This is a genomic window from Novosphingobium sp. SG707 (assembly GCF_012275515.1).
Lineage (GTDB): Bacteria > Pseudomonadota > Alphaproteobacteria > Sphingomonadales > Sphingomonadaceae > Novosphingobium.
Window position 1 is genome coordinate 909,000 of record NZ_JAAZQL010000001.1, and the last position, 15,993, is coordinate 924,992.

The window sequence follows — 15,993 nt, forward strand, 5'->3', positions numbered from 1 at the left end:
GATAAGTGAGAACGTTTTCTGATGTCCGTTGAGATCAAACCCGTCGGAATTAAGGATGTCGCCAAAGTCGCCAATGTCTCGCCCGCCACCGTCTCGCGGGTGCTCAGCGGGCGACCGGTCGATCCGGCGATGCAGGAGCGAGTCCAGGCCGCCGTCATCTCGACCGGCTATCGCCCCAATTTGGCTGCGCGCCGCCTGCGTTCGCAGCATACCAATACCATCGGCCTTATCCTTGCCGACATCCGCAACCCCTTCTTCACCGCCGTTTCGCGCACCATCGAAAGCCTCGCGGCGGCGCGAGGCCTGCGCGTCATCCTGTGCAACACCGACGAGGACCCGGCCAAGGAGGCCATGTATCTCGAACTGATGCAGCAAGAGCGCGTGACCGGCATCATCCTTGCCCCATCGCGCCAGAGGGTGACGCGCGCGGGAGAACTGGCGATGGATTGCCCGGTGGTGCTGATCGACCGCGCTATCCCCGGCGCGCGCGAGGATTGCGTGCTGCTCGACAATGAGGCGATGGCGGGCCTGCTGCTCGAACATCTTTATGATCAGGGCCACCGCCGCATCGCGGGCCTGTTCGGCGCCAGCAGCAGCACCGGGATCGAGCGCCGCAACGGTTTTGAACGGGCCGCCGCGCGCCTTGGCATCACGGTCGATACGCTGGCCATTCCCCATGCCCCGGGCGAGGCGGAAAAGGCGGCCATTGCGTTGCTTTCGCGGCCCGACCGCCCCGATGCGCTGATGGCCAGCAACGGCGTCATGCTGATCTCGGTGCTGCGCGCGCTGCGCTCGCTCTCGCTGGAAGTGCCGCGCGACATTGCGCTGGCCGGCTTCGACAACAGCGACTGGATGGAACTGATCGGCAATGGTTTAACCGTGATCGAACAGCCGGTCGAGGAAATCGGGCGGACGGCCATGACCATGCTGCTCGACCGGCTGAAGCACCCCGATGCCGCGATGCGCAAAACCGTCCTTTCCGGCAAACTCATCGCGCGCGGGTCCAGCGCGCGCAACCAAGCAACAGGAAGCTGACATGCCCACCAAGCCCCCCATCGCCAAGCCCCCTATCGGACGCGACACACAGCTTTGCATGTCGCTCTCGGGCCGCCCCGGCAATGCCGGGTCGCGGCTGCATAACCGGCTCTATGAGTTGCTGGGTCTGGATTATGTCTATAAATCCTTTTCCACCCGCGATCTGCCTGCGGCCATCGGCGGCATTCGCGCGCTGGGCATTCGCGGCTGCGCGATCTCTATGCCGTTCAAGGAGGATGTCATTCCCCTGCTCGACACGATCGATGCCTCGGCAGCGGCCATCGACAGCGTCAACACGATCGTCAATGACGATGGCGTTCTGAGCGGGCATAACACCGATTACACCGCCGTGCGCGATCTGGCGGCGGCGCGAGGCCTCGACCCGGCGATGCCCTTCCTGCTGCGCGGCAGTGGGGGCATGGCCAAGGCGGTGGTCGCCGCGTTGCGTGACAGCGGTTTTGCCGATGGCACGATCATCGCCCGCAATGCGCAGGCGGGGCAGGCTCTGGCTGTGCAATATGGCTATGGCTGGCGGGCAGATCTGCCTGAGGCCGGGGCGGCGATGCTGGTCAATGTCACGCCGCTGGGCATGGAGGGCGCGGATGCTGAAGCACTCGCCTATCCGCTGGACTTTATCGCGGATTGCCAGGTCGCCTTTGACGTCGTGGCCCAGCCCGCCCGCACACCCTTTATCCGCGCCGCCGAGACCGCAGGCAAAACAGTCATTTCCGGAGCGGAGGTAATCGTGCTTCAGGCGGTCGAGCAATTCGTGCTCTATACCGGCATCCGGCCCGATGCGGCGGCCATCGCCGATGCCGCCAGTTTTGCCCATGGGCCGCAGGTGGGCGCATTGATGAGCGCGATGGCGCAGGGAAAGGCACAATAATGGCAGGCGATCATGTTCAACCCATCACGCTTTCACGCTTTCTGATCGAGCAGCAGCGCCTGCCCGAACACCCGTGTCCCGCCGAATTGCGCCTGTTGATCGAAACGGTGGCGCGGGCCTGCAAGGCGGTGGGCCACGCCATTTCCCGAGGCGCGCTGGGCGATGTGCTGGGCGCGCTGGGCAGCGAAAATGTGCAGGGCGAGGTGCAGAAGAAGCTGGACGTGATCGCCAATGATCTGCTGCTCGATGCCAATGAATGGGGTGGGCATCTGGCCGCGATGGCGTCGGAGGAGATGGAGACGATCCATCGCATCCCCAACCGCTATCCCAAGGGCGAATATCTGCTGCTGTTCGATCCGATTGACGGGTCGAGCAATATTGATGTCGATCTCTCGGTGGGCACGATCTTTTCCGTCCTGCGCGCGCCCGAAGGCTGCGCCGGGCGCGATGTGACAGAGGAAGATTTCCTGCAGCCGGGCCGCGATCAGGTGGCCGCGGGCTATGCGCTTTATGGCCCGCAAACGCTGCTGGTGCTGACCATCGGCACGGGGGTCTATGAATTCATGCTCGACCGCGAGGTGGGTTCATGGCGGATGACCGACGGGCCGATGCAGATCCCGGCGGGCAATAGGGAATTTGCCATCAACATGGCCCGCCGCCGCCAATGGTCGCCCGCTGTGGCCCGCTATGTCGAGGAACGCATCCTTGGCGCCGAAGGGCCGTGCGGGGTGGATTACAACATGCGCTGGACCGCCTCGATGGTGGCCGATGTGCATCGCATATTGAAGCGCGGCGGGGTGTTCCTCTATCCGTCCGACCACCGCGCCGCCGGCAAGGCGCGCCTGCGCCTGCTTTATGAAGCCAATCCGATGAGCTTCCTGATCGAGCAGGCCGGTGGCAGCGCCAGCGACGGCGCGGGGCGGATCATGGATGTGGCCCCCACCGGCCTGCATCAACGCATCGGCGTGCTGATGGGCGATCCGGATGAGGTGAAGGCCATCACGGGCTGAGCTTCAGCCCACCGCTTCCCGGCGCTCTATGGTCGCGGCATCGGCGAGCTTTTCCACCAGCCGGTTGAACAGCGTCACGCCGCGATCATGGGCGGTGGGCATCACATCCTGCGCCGGGGTGGTGTCGATCACTTTTTGCTGGGCCTCGATCATCGCCTTGTCCTCGGCAAAGGCCATGCTTGCGATGCCCATCATGTGATCGCGCATCGCCTCATCGCCGAATTTGCGATGCGGGCCCCATGAGAAGAAATAGCGCGAGGTCTTGTCGGTCAGCGGGGTCACCGCCTGGCTGGTGAAATTGAGGCCCGCAATGGCCTCCTCCATCGGCGGCGGGGCATAGTTCAAACGCTTTGCCGTACCCGCCGGATAATTCGCGCTCCACATCAGCAGTACGCCGGGCAGCAGGAAATCATAGCTGGACCAGCCGTCGATCAATTGCTCGGACTTGCGATTGCCGCTGCCATGGGTGTTTTCCAGCCAGCGTTCGACCCGCACGCCGCGCGCCAATGGGGTGACTTTGGGCTGCGAAGCGGCAAACTCCGGCCCCGCGCCAAAGCTGGCGGCGTGAACATAGGTCAAATGGCTGAAATCAAGCAGGTTGTCGTTGATGAGCCGCGCCTCGGCCTGATAATCGAGGAAACCGCATCCCAGAATATAGTCGGGATCATCAAAGCCCACCGCAGGCGGGATCAGCGCCGGGTCCGCTGCTTGCACATCGCCCATCCATACCCAGATCCAGCTATGGCGGACTACCACCGGATAGGCGCGCACACGGGCGCGGGCCGGGATCAGATCCTGGCCGGGAATTTGCGCCACCTTGCCCCCGGCATCGAACAGCAGGCCATGATACATGCAGCGCAGATGCTCGCCCTCGCACCGGCCCAGCGAGAGCGGGGCAAAGCGGTGGACGCATTTGTCCTCCAGCCCGTGGACCGCGCCCGAGGCTGAGCGCCAGATAACGAGGCGATCCCCAAGGATGGTCAGGGCAAAGGGCTTTTCAGGGGCAAGATCCTGCTCCCATCCGGCGACATACCAGGCATTGCGAACATAGGTCATGGTGGCCTCTTGGCTATTCTCTCCGAGCGGCAACTTGACTTAACACTGTTAAGTGGTCAACAAAAACCTATGGCACGCCCCGCTCCCGCCCTTCTCGACCGCGACCGATTGATCGCTGCCGCCTTTGCGCAGCTTGAGGAGGACGGGCTTGAGGGCCTGAGCATGCGCCGCCTTGCCACGCGGGTGGGGGTGCAGGCCCCGGCGCTCTACTGGCATTTCAGCGACAAGGCCGAACTGCTGGGCCTGATGGCGGGCGCTATCTATGCCGCCGCCTATGCCGCCGTGCCGCAGGTGGATGACTGGCAGACATGGCTGGGCCAGTTCGGCCGCGCCCTGCGGCGCAGTTTCGCCGCTCATCGCGATGGCGCGCGGCTCTGCGCGGCGGCCAGCCCGGCGCTGTCCGGCGAACCCGCCAGCCATGCTGAGGGCATTGCCGCGCCGCTCGTCGCGCTGGGTCTGGACCAAAAGCGCGCCCTTGCCTGTCAGGCCGTGGTGATTTCCTTCACACTGGGCTGGGAATCCTTTGAGGCCAACGGCCCGATGCGCGAATTCCTGCGCCAGATGATGGATTTCGACGCCACCTTTGAAACCGGCCTCGATGCTCTGGTGCGCGGTCTAGCCTAGCCCGCCTTGCGCGCCGCGATCCGAAAGCGGGCCAGCATGTCGCGGAAAGTCAACCCGGCGTCGATCTGGGTATAGACGCGCATCGGCCTTGCCCCTGCCCTTTCGGCATAGGCGCCATTGTCCAGCAGGCGCGGCGTGGGCATCATGACATAGCGGCAGGAGGTCGTATCCGGCTGCATCGGCGGAACCAGCGCGGTCAGTGTGACCAGCGGACTGTCGCCCAGCACATAGGCATCCGAGGCGGGGACCGGAGGCACGCCGGGAATTTTCGCAAACATTTCCGGGATGGCGTCCACTCTGGCCTTCAAATAGGCGCCCAGCCGCCCGCTCGCGCCCAGTTCTTCCAGTTCGGCATTGGAAAACAGCATCTGACTATAGGCGTCAGAGGGCACCTGCCAGATCTCGATGTCGGATTCGTTGAAGATGACCTGTGCGGCCACGGGATCGATCGAGAAATTGAACTCCGGCTCGTCGGGTTTAGCGCCGGGATTACCAAAGCCCTTGTGCATGTTGCCGCCGATCCAGATCAGCCTGATCCGCCGCCCGATCCTCGGCTCGCTCAGCCACGCCAGCGCCAGTTCGGTCAGCCCGGCCCCGGCGGCATAGAGCAGCGGCTCCTTTGCATCCTCGCGCATGGCCTCGCGCACGATGGCCTCGCTGGCCTTGCTCGGCTTCCATGAGGCGCGCGAGGCGATGGGCGTTTCGGACCCGGCGATGGGAGAATGCACCTTGTCCAGCCCCATGATCGCCAGCACCTCGCGCGCACGATCCGCAGCATCGCGCGCATCATGGCCGCTGGAAAAATGTCCGGGCAAATGCGATCCGATGATCAGCGGGATGGTGACAGCGCGGCACAGCACATGATGCGCCAATTGAAACAGCCCGTCGGGATCGCCGGCAAAATCATTGTCCAGAATGACCCGCGCCAGCATCGGCTGCCCGGCCTGCAGCGCGCGCGCACCCGCCAGACTTGCCAGCCCGGCGATGGCCGATGCGGCAAACGACCTGCGATCCATGGCCAAAGACACGTTCCCTTCTCCCTGCTTTCTGTCTCGCCCATCCCTGTGGGTACAAGCCGTTTTCGCCAATCGGTGCATCATGTAAAATAGGGATTTTTGAAGCATCCATAGGTCTTGCCTATGGAATGCGGCAGCCTTGCACAAGGCTCCCTATCTTTGGCTTTGTGTCTTGAGGATTTCGCTTTTATTCTGGTCTTTCGCATCGCCCATGCGGCCGCCAGGCGCGCCGCAACAACCGGGAGAGCCTGAGGATGACCCATGTTCTGAGAGCCGCCAGCGAGAGCGATCTGTCGGCGATCTATGAAATGGCCAAGAGCACCGGCGGGGGCTTTACCAACCTGCCTGCCGACAGGGCAAAGCTGGCCAGCAAGCTGGAAATTGCCGCGGCCTCCTTTGCCCGCATGTCCGATGCTCTGGCCGATGATCGCTATATGTTCGTGCTGGAAAACGCGCAAACCGGCAAGGTCCGCGGCACATGCCAGATCTTCTCCTGCATCGGCGCGGACCGGCCCCATTACAGCTATCGCATCGACGCCTTCACCCATTACAGCAGCGAATTCGGCCGGGCCATGCGCTGCGAAATGCTGACCATGGTGACAGACCACAATGGCAGCAGCGAGGTCGGCGGCCTGTTCCTGCACCCCACTGAAAGATCCGCCGGGGCCGGATCGCTGCTGGCGCGCAGCCGCTATCTGTTCATGGCGATGCACCGCCCGCGCTTTGCTGACCGCACTCTGGCCGAATTGCGCGGGGTGATCGACGATTTCGGCATATCGCCCTTTTGGGACGGAGTGACGGGCCGCTTCTTCGGCATGTCCTTCCGCGAGGCCGATGAGTTCAAGGCCCTGCACGGCGCGCAATTCATTGCCGATCTGATGCCCAAACATCCGATCTATACCGCGATGATGCCCGAAAGCGCGATTGCCGTGATGGGCGTGGCGCATCCTTCGGGCCGCGCGGCGCAGCGGATGCTGGAAAAGGAAGGCTTTGCCTATCGCAACTATATCGACGTGTTCGACGGCGGCCCCACGATGATCTGCGCCACTGATGATATCGCCACGATCCGCTATGCAAGACAGGATGCTCTGATCGCCATTGCGGACAATGATGGCCAGCAAAGCCTTGTGGCGCGCGGCAGGCTGGGCGGTTTCCGCGCCGCCTTTGGCCGGGTGGCGATGACCGAGGGCGGCATCATCCTCGATACTGCGGCAGCCGAGGCCATTCGCGCCACGCCGGGCGAAAGGCTCACCCACATTCCCCATTGATGAGGCAGGAGGCAGGCGATGCTGGAGGTGAATTTCGACGGGCTGGTCGGCCCCAGCCACAATTACGCGGGGCTGTCGCTGGGCAATATCGCCTCGGCCACCCATGCGGGCGCCACCTCCAGCCCGCGCGAGGCTGCGCTGCAGGGCCTTGCCAAGATGCGGCGGATGATGGCGCTGGGCTTTGCGCAAGGGCTGCTGCTGCCCCATGACCGCCCCGATGCGAACTGGCTGCGGCAACTGGGCTTTGCGGGCGATGACATGGCGGTCTGCCGCGCCGCGTGGGAGGCCCAGCCTGCTCTCTTGCGCAATGCCTTTTCCGCCTCGGCCATGTGGACGGCCAATGCCGCCACCGTCTCACCCCGGCCCGACACCGCCGATGGGTGCACCCATATTTCCATCGCCAATCTCTCCTCCATGCCCCATCGCAGCATCGAGGCGGAGCAGACCGCCCGCCAGTTGCGCCTGCTTTTCGCAGGCCTGCCCGAGGTTGCTTTGCATGATCCTCTCCCCGCCTGTTTCGGCGACGAGGGCGCGGCCAATCACATGCGCCTGTGCCCCCGTCATGGCGAGGCGGGGCTGGAAATCTTCGTCCATGGCGCCGGGCCCGTCAACGGCTTTCCCGCGCGCCAGCATCGCATGGCATCGCAGGCTCTGGTCCGGCGGCACGCTCTGGCGCCCGGCCGCGCCATCCTCGCGCGGCAAAGCGATGCGGCCATTGCGGCGGGGGCGTTTCACAATGATGTGGTCGCCGTGGCCAATGAAACTGTCCTGCTGACCCACGAACAGGCCTTTGCTGAACGGCAAAGCCTTTATGCCCAAATCCGCAAAGCCCTCCCCGAGGCGGAGATCATCGAGGTGCCCGCCGATCTGGTGTCGCTGGACGATGCGATCCGTTCCTATCTCTTCAACTCGCAACTGGTGACGCTGCATGATGGCGGGATGCTGCTGCTCCTGCCGGAGGAAGCGCGTGACGTACCGCCTGTGGCGCGCTGGCTGGAGCATCTGATGGAGGCGAACGGGCCGATTAGCCAAGCGGAATTCATGCCTCTGCGCGAATCCATGCGCAATGGCGGCGGCCCGGCTTGCCTGCGGCTGCGCATCGTGTTGACGCAGGAGGAACTGGCCGCGCTCGATCAACGCTTCCTGCTCGATCCGGCCAAATGCGACGCGCTGGCCGCGCTGATCGCCCACCATTGGCCCGAACGCATCGCGCCCGAGGATATCGGCAGCCCCGATCTCTGGCGGCAATGCCAAATCGCACGCGCGGCGCTGCTCGACCTGCTCGGCTTTGGCCCGGAGGAGCTGCGATGATCTCTCCCCGCCCAAACCAGCCCTTCATCCGCGTGGCCCGCATGTCGGATCTTGACGCCCTGTTCGCGCTGGCGGGCCTGTCGGGCGGGGGCATGACCAATCTGCCGCAGGACCGTGAAGCGCTGGCGGAACGTCTGGCATGGAGCGAGCGATCCATCGCGGCCGACATCACCGCGCCGCAGGATGAATTCTACATGCTGGTGCTGGAGGATGGCGCGGGCCGCGTGATCGGCACGGCCAGCATCTTTTCCCGCGTCGGCGCGCAATGGCCGTTCTACAGCTACAAGGTCGCCCGCGTCACCCATGTCTCGCGCGGGCTGGACCGGATGTTTTCCACCCATGTCCTCCATCTCGTGAATGATTTTGACGGGGCGAGCGAGGTGGCGGGCCTGCTGCTGCATCCCGATGCCCGCGCGCATGGGCTGGGCGCGATGCTGGCGCGCAGCCGCTTCCTCTTCATTGCCCAGCACCGCGAGCGTTTCGGCGATCAGGTGGTGGCCGAATTGCGCGGCTGGATGGAGGGGCGCACCAGCCCGTTCTGGGACGCGGTGGCGGGACCTTTCTTCGGCGGCGACATGCTGGAAGCGGATCTGTTTAACGCCATGCATGGCAATCAGTTCATCGCCGATCTGATGCCGCGCTATCCGATCTACACCTCGATGCTGCCCGCCGAGGCGCGCGCGGTGATCGGCCGTCCGCATGAAGGTTCCGCGCCCGCCTATCGCCTGCTGCTGGCCGAGGATTTCCTCGACGACGGCTATTGCGATATTTTCGATGCTGGCCCCACCGTTCATGCCCGCACCGACCATATACGCACCATCCGCGAATGCGAACTGATCGACCCGGACGTGCCGATACGCGCCACGAAAGACACCCACCGCCTGATCGCGGCGGGCCGGTTGCGCGATTTCCGCGTGTGGAAGGAGGACTGAGATGACCCTGCAATCCTATGATCCGGCAAGCGGAGAGGTCATCTGGCAAGGCCCCGTGGACGGCCCCGCGCAATGCCGCGCCGCGCTGGACCGCGCCCGTGCCGCCGCGCCGCGCTGGGCGCGCGTCCCGCTGGAGGAGCGTCTGGCCATCGCCCGCCGCTTTGCCGCCCTGCTCAAGGAAGGGATGGAACCTTTCGCCCGCCTGATCTCGCGCGAGACGGGCAAGCAATTATGGGAGAACCGGGGCGAGGTCAGCGCCATGATCGGCAAGGTCGAAATCTCCATCGCCGCGCAGGCGGAAAGGGCTGGCACGCGCGAACAGGCTATGCCCTTTGGCCGGTCTGTCCTGCGCCACAGGCCGCATGGGGTGATGGCGGTGCTGGGGCCGTATAATTTCCCCGGCCATTTGCCCAACGGCCATATCGTGCCCGCGCTGATCGCGGGCAATGCGGTGGTGTTCAAGCCATCGGAGGAAACCCCGGCGGTGGGCGCGCATATGGCCGCGCTCTGGACGGAGGCGGGCCTGCCCGATGGCGTGTTCCAGATCGTGCAGGGCAGGCGCGAGACCGGCGCGGCGCTGATCGCGGGCGACATTGACGGCCTGCTCTTCACCGGTTCGGCGCAGGCGGGGCGCGCCTTCCGCCATGCCTTTGCCGACCGGCCGCATGTCATTCTGGCGCTGGAACTGGGCGGCAACAATCCGCTGGTGGCATGGGACGGCGATCCCGAGGCGGTCGCCTCGCTGGTCAGCCATTCCGCCTTTATCACCACGGGCCAGCGCTGCTCCTGCGCGCGCCGCCTGATCCTGCCGATCGGGGCCGAGGGGGACCGGATGCTCGACGCCGTGCTGGCGCAGGCGGCAATCCTGCCCGTGGGCGCGTGGGACGAGGGCGAGGGTTTTATGGGGCCATTGATTTCGGCTCAGGCGGCGGACCGGGCGCGGGGGGGGGTGGAGGCTCTGAGCGCAGCAGGCGCGCGCATATTGCTGCCCCCGGCCTTGCCGCGCGGGGATAATGGGGCCTTCATGGGCGCCGCCGTACTAGACGTGACCGGCATCGCCGCCCCGGATGAGGAGATATTTGCGCCCGTTTTGCAGGTCATCCGGGTAGGCGATTTCGACGCCGCCATGGCCGCGGCCAATAACACCGCCTTTGGCCTGTCGGCCGGGCTGATCGCGCAGGATCCCGCGCTATGGGACCGGTTCAGCGCCGAAATCCGCGCAGGCGTGGTCAATTGGAACCGCCCGACCACCGGGGCGGCCTCGGCCATGCCCTTTGGCGGATTGGGCGAATCGGGCAATCATCGCCCCAGCGCCGCCTATGCCGCCGACTATTGCGCTTTTCCCGCCGCCAGTTTCGAGGCGCCGCGCATCGAGGGTCTGCCCATTCCGGGCATGACGCCATGACGCCGACCGAACGGGCCGTTGTTGAACAGGCCATGGCTGCCCCCATGCTCGATCAGGTCCTGCGCTGGGCCGCGATCAACAGCGGCAGCGGCAATCTGGCGGGCCTTGCCGCGATGGGGGGCGAGTTGGCCGATGCCTGCGCCCCGCTGCCCGGACAGATCGCCTTGCTCGACCCCGCGCCCGTCACAAGGATCGACGCGCAGGGGCATGAACGCGAGGTGGCGCATGGCCGCAACCTGCTGCTGACCGTGCGCCCGCAGGCCCCGGTCCAGATCCTGCTGACCGGTCATATGGACACGGTGTTCGATGCGGATCATCCGTTTCAGACCTGCCGGTGGCTCTCGCCTGACGTGCTCAACGGGCCGGGCGTGGCGGATATGAAGGGGGGGCTGGCCGTAATGATCGCCGCCTTGCATGCCTTTGAAACCTCGCCCGAACGCGAGAAGCTTGGCTATCAGGTCGTGTTCAACAGCGATGAGGAGGTCGGCTCGCCCGGATCGGCACCGCTGCTGACACGGGCGGCGGCGGGCAAGCTGGCGGCCTTGACCTATGAGCCATCCGCCTTGCCCGATGGCACTTTGACCGGTGCGCGGCCGGGCAGCGGGAATTTTTCGATCATCGTAGCCGGACGCAGCGCCCATGCCGGACGCAATCCGCAGGATGGGCGCAATGCCGTGGTGGCGGCGGCCGATCTGGCGCTGCGCCTGACGGCGCTGGGGCGGCCGGGCCTGTCGGTCAATTGCGCGCGGATCGAGGGCGGCGGGCCGAACAATGTCGTGCCCGATCACGCCGTGCTGCGCGTCAATATCCGTCCGCAAACGCCGCAGGACGAGGCCCTTGCCGCCGAAGCGCTCGACCGCATCATCGCGCAGGTGGCCGCCGCGCATGATCTGCATATCCACCGCCATGGCGCCTTTGCCCGTCCGCCCAAGCCCATTGATGCACGGGGGCAAAACCTGCTCGAACTGGTGCGCGCCTGCGGCCTGCTGCTGGGGCAGGAGATTGGGTGGAAGGACAGCGGCGGGGTCTGCGATGGCAACAATATCGCTGCCTGCGGGGTGCCCGTGGTGGACACGATGGGCGTGCGCGGAGGGGCGATCCATTCGGCGGAGGAATATCTGATTGTCGAGAGTCTGGCCGAGCGGGCCGCCCTGAGCGCGCTTGTGCTGTGCCGCCTTTCCCGTGGTGGCCTCTAGGGCCGGTCCGCCATGGCGGCATAGAGCGCGAAAGGATCGAGCACCGGCCGCCCCAGCGCCGCCTCGAAGGCCGCCTGCGCGCCCTGCTCGCCATAGGCCTCATGCTGCTGCGCGCCCAGATTGGATTGGAATATGCCCGCCGCGCTAACCGGCAGGAAATCCTCATAAGTCAGCGGCTCCAGCGTCACCGAGCCATCAGGAGCCGCCACGCGGCGGGCATAGATCAATGCCTGATCGACCAAGGCTTCCATATCATCGGGAAAATCCGCAAAAGCCCGTGCCAGCCTTAGCTCATAAGGCATGTCTGCCGGGCCGTCCTGCGCCTGCGCCAGCAAGCGGTCATAGAGCGCGCGGCCCTTGGGGGTGAGCGCCGCGCCGCGTTGCTCGATCTCGCCAAAGCGCGCGGTATGGCGGCCGGGCGCGCCCTCGGCCCCGGCAAAGCGCACACTTTCGGTCAGCGCCTTGAAACTGGTCTGGCGCAGGAGGATGGGGATGGCGCGCGGCGGCGGCCCCTCGATCACATCCTTGATGTCCAGCCCCCGCGCCTTCATCGCAGCCTGCGCGGCGTCAATATCCAGCGTGCGCGGGGTCAGATGGTTGATATGCGGCCCGCGAAAAGCCACCACATCGGCCACCAGACGATGGCTGGCCACCAGCCGGTCATAGGTGGCGCGATCAACCAGCGTATCCTCATGCCAGCGGAAGGTTTCGAGCAGGCCCGCGACAAAGGCGTCGGCCTGAGCCTCATCCAAGCCGCCCTGTTCTTCATGGCGCGCAATCAGCGCCAGTGTTTCGGGGCGGAAGATCTGCCGCGCCGCCAGCAAGGCCGCTGCCTCATCCCGCAATGCGGGATCGGCGATCAGTTCAAGCCGCAGCAGCGAGCAGAACACGCGGAACGGATTGCGCTCCAGCGCATCCTCGGCAACCGGGCGAAAGGCGGTCGAATGCACCGGCACCCCGGCGGGGGCCAGATCGTAATAGCCCACCGGCTCCATGCCCATGACGGCAAACGCCCGCCCCATCATCGCCAATTCGGCGGCGGTGCCGACGCGGATCGCGCCATGCCTTTCGATTTCCACCCGCGCGGGCGCCGCCGCGCCTGCCTGCGCATTGACCTGCGCCACGATAGCCAGAAGATCGCCATAGAGCGGGACCTCGGCGCGATACATGGCGGAAAGCGCCGCGCAGAAGCGGTCGCGAATGGCGCTGGCATCGACAAAGCCGGTGGACATATGGGTTTCTCTCCCTTTTCCCGGCCTCTATATCAGGCTTGCACAGGCTTGGCACCCACCCCGATCTCGGCCTGCAGCCATTCTCGGAACCGGCGGATTTTGGGCGTTCGGCGGCGATGTTCGGGATAGACGAGCCAATAGGCCGCGCCCAGACTGGACACCTGCGGAAAAAGTTTCACCAACCGGCGGTCCGACATGTCCTGATGCCAGAAAAATGGGGTCAGCATGGCCACGCCCTGTCCGGCCATCGCGGCATGGCCCTCATTCGCCTGCGAATCCATGCGCACGCCCTGCAGGGCGGGTTCGCCCACCTGCATCAGCCCGGCCTGCTGAAGCCAGCAGGTCCATGACGGATCATGCGGGCTGATTAGCGGCAGGCGCAGCAGATCCTCGGGGCGGATATGGCCGCCCTGATCGGCCAGAAAGCCGGGGCTGCACATGGGCGTAAAGTCCTGTTCGATCAGGCGGTGCGCGGCAAGATCAGGCCATGAGCCGTGCCCCAGCCGCACCGCCACATCCACCCCGTCGCCCGACAGATCGGCCAGCCCTTCCTGCATCAGCAGGCGGACGGCCATATCGGGATAGCGCATCTGAAACCGCCCGATCCGCCATGCCAGCCACGCATTGGCAAAGGTGGGCGTCGTCGAAATCGTCAGCGTGCTGTCATCATCGACGCGCATTTCGGCAAAACCGGCCTCGATCATGTCCAGCCCCTTGCCGATCCGCGAGGCGACGCGCCGCGCCGCATCGGTCAGGACCACGCGCTGGCGCTCGCGCCGAAACACCTGCTGGCCCAGATAGGTTTCTATCAGGCGGATCTGATGGCTGACGGCGGCCTGCGTCATGCCCAGTTCGCGCGCGGCGGCGGTGAAATTTTCGTGCCGCGCGGCCGCTTCAAACACGCGGACGGCGGCGAGAGGGGGGATCTTGCGCATGGGCGCATCATAAGCACAGCTAATGATGTCTGTCGATCATTTGGTTGGCCTGAAAGCGCCACGAATGGCACATCGGCATCACATTCTCCAAGGACACACGCCCATGCAACCTGCATCCCTCCCCTGCTCAGACCGGGGAAATTCCTTCTCCTTGCTCCCTTTGCAGAGCCTGTGGCTGGCTATGCTGCGCGTGTCCTCCGTCCATGTCCGCATCGCCTATGCCAGCCCATGGGACAGCCCGCGCCCATAGATCAGACTTATAGGCTGCGCCGCAGCAGCGCGGGCACTGCCAGACCAAGCGCCAGCGCCCGATAGGCATAACTGGCCAGAAGCGCGAGCCATATCCCCGCATCACCCAGCGGCTTTAAGGCAAAATCGGTGAGCAGATAGAGGCCAAGGGCGACCACCGCCGCATTGCGCAAGGTCGCCCCGGCAATCGCGCCGATAAAAATGCCGTCCAGCAGCCAACTGGCCACGCCCACCAGAGGAACCGCCGCGCAATAGGGCAGCATGGCATTGGCCAGCGCCCGGATCGAAGCATCATGGGTGAGGAAGGCGATGGCATCGCCGCCCACCAGAAGAATGGCGAGCGAAAACAACAGCCCTCCGCCCAGAGAAAACTCCCCGGTCAGACGGATCGCGCGCAGCAGCGTGGCGCGCGAACGCGCCCCGATGGCCGCTCCCACCCGAGCCTCGGCGGTAAAGGCGAAACCGTCGAGGACGAAGGCGCTGATGCTGACCATCTGCATCAACACATGATTGGCCGCCAGCGGCACCGGCCCCAGCGCGGCGGCCGATCGGGTGAACCATGTAAAGATCGCCAGCAGGGCCAGTGTGCGCACCATAATATCGGCATTGACCACGACCAGCCGCCGCACCGCCGCCATATCAAGCAGCCGCGCTCGCCCGATCGCCCGCAATTGCCCGCGCCAGTCCGGCCCCAGCACGAGGGCGATGGCCACGATGCCGCCCGCCAAGGCGCTCCACTCGGCCAGCGTCGTGCCCAGCCCCACGCCACGCGCGCCCATGCCCAGTGCGCCGACAAAGAGCAGATCGAGGCCGATGTTCACCCCGTTCATCACCGCCTGCACGCCCAGCGCCAGTCGCGTCCGGCCGAGGCCCAGCAGCCAGCCATTGATCGCATAGAAACCCAGCGCCGCCGGGGCGCCCCAAAACCGCATGGTCAGAAAATCATGCGCCGCATCGCCCACGCCTGCCGGGGCGGACATCAACCTCAGACCGACCGGCACGATCACCGGCGAAAGCACCAACAGCATTATCCCCAACCCGAGCCCGAGCGCCAGAGAACGCAGGATGGTGGCGCAGACTTCCTGATCGTCCCGCGCCCCTTTGGCCTGCGCGGTGATGCCGGTCACGCCCATGCGCAGAAAGCCGAAGCTCCAGAAAACAAGATTGAGGATCGTCGCGCCCAGCGCCACCCCGCCCAGATTGCGCCCGTCGCTGAGCCGACCGATGACCGCGACATCGACCACGCTGACCAGCGGGACCAGCGCCTGCCCCAGAATGATCGGCCAGGCCTGCGCGAAAATGGCGCGTCTGGTGATGTCCATCCCGTCAGCCAAGGGGCAGCGCCGTCGTATATTTCGTCATCGAGAGCGCGAAATGCGAGGATGCCGCCCCCACGGCGGGATGTTCGAGCAAGGTATGCATCAGAAAACTCTCGTAATCGGCCACATCGGCCACGACAATGCGCAGCAGATAATCCCACTCGCCCGACATGGAGAAACATTCGACCACCTCGGGCCGAACGCGCACGAACTCCTCGAAGGGTCTGCGCCCTTCCTGCGCATGATGGCGCACGCGGATGTTGCAGAACACATTGACCCCGCGCCCGATCTTGTGCGGATCGACCAGCCGTACCGTCGCGGTCAGGATGCCCGCCGCCTCCAGCGCCTTGATCCGGCGCCAGCATGAGGCCGCCGAGGTGCCGACGCGCTCGCCCAGTTCGGCATGGCTGAGCGCGCCATCCTGTTGCAGCGCGTTGACGATTCGCAGGTCGATGGGATCAAGGCGATATTCCTGTTTCACGAATAATCGCTCCATAGGATTTCTGTTTCAGAATTTTG

Annotated in this window: 16 protein-coding genes; 10 read left to right on the forward strand and 6 right to left on the reverse strand. The window is 65.2% G+C overall.

Annotation, left to right across the window (positions count from 1 at the left end):
• Positions 1-21: 21 nt before the first annotated feature.
• The 3 genes from FHW92_RS03620 to FHW92_RS03630 are packed head-to-tail and all read left to right on the forward strand — an operon-like array spanning position 22 to position 2,931.
• A complete protein-coding gene (locus tag FHW92_RS03620) occupies positions 22-1,035 on the forward strand; it encodes a LacI family DNA-binding transcriptional regulator (RefSeq protein ID WP_168601827.1) in 1,014 nt (337 codons plus the stop codon).
• A gap of 1 nt (position 1,036) precedes the next feature.
• Positions 1,037-1,921: a shikimate 5-dehydrogenase gene (locus FHW92_RS03625; protein ID WP_168601828.1), complete on the forward strand. Its 885-nt coding sequence runs from the start codon at positions 1,037-1,039 to the stop codon at positions 1,919-1,921.
• Complete coding sequence (locus FHW92_RS03630; protein WP_168601829.1) at positions 1,921-2,931, forward strand: class 1 fructose-bisphosphatase; 1,011 nt, start codon at positions 1,921-1,923, stop codon at positions 2,929-2,931. Before FHW92_RS03625 ends, FHW92_RS03630 begins: the two co-directional genes overlap by 1 nt.
• 3 nt (positions 2,932-2,934) lie before the next feature.
• On the opposite strand, the gene FHW92_RS03635 is transcribed toward FHW92_RS03630, so the two are convergent.
• Positions 2,935-3,987 carry an aromatic ring-hydroxylating dioxygenase subunit alpha gene (locus tag FHW92_RS03635; RefSeq protein ID WP_168601830.1) on the reverse strand — a complete coding sequence of 351 codons (1,053 nt, stop codon included), beginning with the start codon at positions 3,985-3,987 and terminating at the stop codon, positions 2,935-2,937.
• 69 nt (positions 3,988-4,056) lie between these two features.
• Here FHW92_RS03635 and FHW92_RS03640 point away from each other — a divergent pair, with 69 nt between their 5' ends.
• On the forward strand, positions 4,057-4,611 hold the full coding sequence (locus FHW92_RS03640) for a TetR family transcriptional regulator (RefSeq protein WP_168601831.1): 555 nt from the start codon (positions 4,057-4,059) through the stop codon (positions 4,609-4,611).
• Here the strand turns inward: FHW92_RS03640 and FHW92_RS03645 are convergent.
• Positions 4,608-5,639 carry a nucleoside hydrolase gene (locus FHW92_RS03645; RefSeq protein ID WP_349237639.1) on the reverse strand — a complete coding sequence of 344 codons (1,032 nt, stop codon included), beginning with the start codon at positions 5,637-5,639 and terminating at the stop codon, positions 4,608-4,610. The two genes, FHW92_RS03640 and FHW92_RS03645, sit on opposite strands and share 4 nt — an antisense overlap.
• Before the next feature lie 242 nt (positions 5,640-5,881).
• On the opposite strand from FHW92_RS03645, the gene FHW92_RS03650 reads away from it, so the two are divergent.
• From FHW92_RS03650 to FHW92_RS03670, 5 genes are read left to right on the forward strand one after another with little or no spacing between them, the layout of a single operon-like run.
• Positions 5,882-6,895, forward strand: coding sequence for an arginine N-succinyltransferase (locus FHW92_RS03650; protein WP_168601832.1), 1,014 nt, complete (start codon positions 5,882-5,884; stop codon positions 6,893-6,895).
• Positions 6,896-6,913: 18 nt separating this feature from the next.
• Positions 6,914-8,206 carry an N-succinylarginine dihydrolase gene (locus tag FHW92_RS03655; RefSeq protein ID WP_168601833.1) on the forward strand — a complete coding sequence of 431 codons (1,293 nt, stop codon included), beginning with the start codon at positions 6,914-6,916 and terminating at the stop codon, positions 8,204-8,206.
• On the forward strand, positions 8,203-9,138 hold the full coding sequence (locus FHW92_RS03660) for an arginine N-succinyltransferase (RefSeq protein ID WP_168601834.1): 936 nt from the start codon (positions 8,203-8,205) through the stop codon (positions 9,136-9,138). The genes FHW92_RS03655 and FHW92_RS03660 overlap by 4 nt, the downstream gene beginning before the upstream one ends.
• 1 nt (position 9,139) lies before the next feature.
• Complete coding sequence (gene astD / locus FHW92_RS03665) at positions 9,140-10,543, forward strand: succinylglutamate-semialdehyde dehydrogenase (RefSeq protein ID WP_168601835.1); 1,404 nt, start codon at positions 9,140-9,142, stop codon at positions 10,541-10,543.
• A complete protein-coding gene (locus FHW92_RS03670; protein ID WP_168601836.1) occupies positions 10,540-11,739 on the forward strand; it encodes a hydrolase in 1,200 nt (399 codons plus the stop codon). The genes astD and FHW92_RS03670 overlap by 4 nt, the downstream gene beginning before the upstream one ends.
• Here the strand turns inward: FHW92_RS03670 and FHW92_RS03675 are convergent.
• Together FHW92_RS03675 and FHW92_RS03680 are read right to left on the reverse strand one after the other, a co-directional pair.
• Positions 11,736-12,971 (reverse strand): VOC family protein, encoded by a 1,236-nt coding sequence (locus FHW92_RS03675; protein WP_168601837.1) that lies wholly within the window; start codon positions 12,969-12,971, stop codon positions 11,736-11,738. The two genes, FHW92_RS03670 and FHW92_RS03675, sit on opposite strands and share 4 nt — an antisense overlap.
• 32 nt (positions 12,972-13,003) lie before the next feature.
• Positions 13,004-13,906, reverse strand: a complete 903-nt coding sequence (locus tag FHW92_RS03680) for a LysR substrate-binding domain-containing protein (protein WP_168601838.1) — start codon at positions 13,904-13,906, stop codon at positions 13,004-13,006.
• A 103-nt stretch (positions 13,907-14,009) separates the two neighbouring features.
• On the opposite strand from FHW92_RS03680, the gene FHW92_RS03685 reads away from it, so the two are divergent.
• Positions 14,010-14,156, forward strand: coding sequence for a hypothetical protein (locus FHW92_RS03685; RefSeq protein WP_168601839.1), 147 nt, complete (start codon positions 14,010-14,012; stop codon positions 14,154-14,156).
• Positions 14,157-14,163: 7 nt separating this feature from the next.
• Here FHW92_RS03685 and FHW92_RS03690 read toward each other — a convergent pair whose 3' ends face one another.
• Together FHW92_RS03690 and FHW92_RS03695 are read right to left on the reverse strand one after the other, a co-directional pair.
• On the reverse strand, positions 14,164-15,477 hold the full coding sequence (locus FHW92_RS03690) for an MATE family efflux transporter (protein ID WP_168602126.1): 1,314 nt from the start codon (positions 15,475-15,477) through the stop codon (positions 14,164-14,166).
• 4 nt (positions 15,478-15,481) lie between these two features.
• A complete protein-coding gene (locus tag FHW92_RS03695) occupies positions 15,482-15,970 on the reverse strand; it encodes an Lrp/AsnC family transcriptional regulator (RefSeq protein WP_168601840.1) in 489 nt (162 codons plus the stop codon).
• Positions 15,971-15,993: the final 23 nt, after the last annotated feature.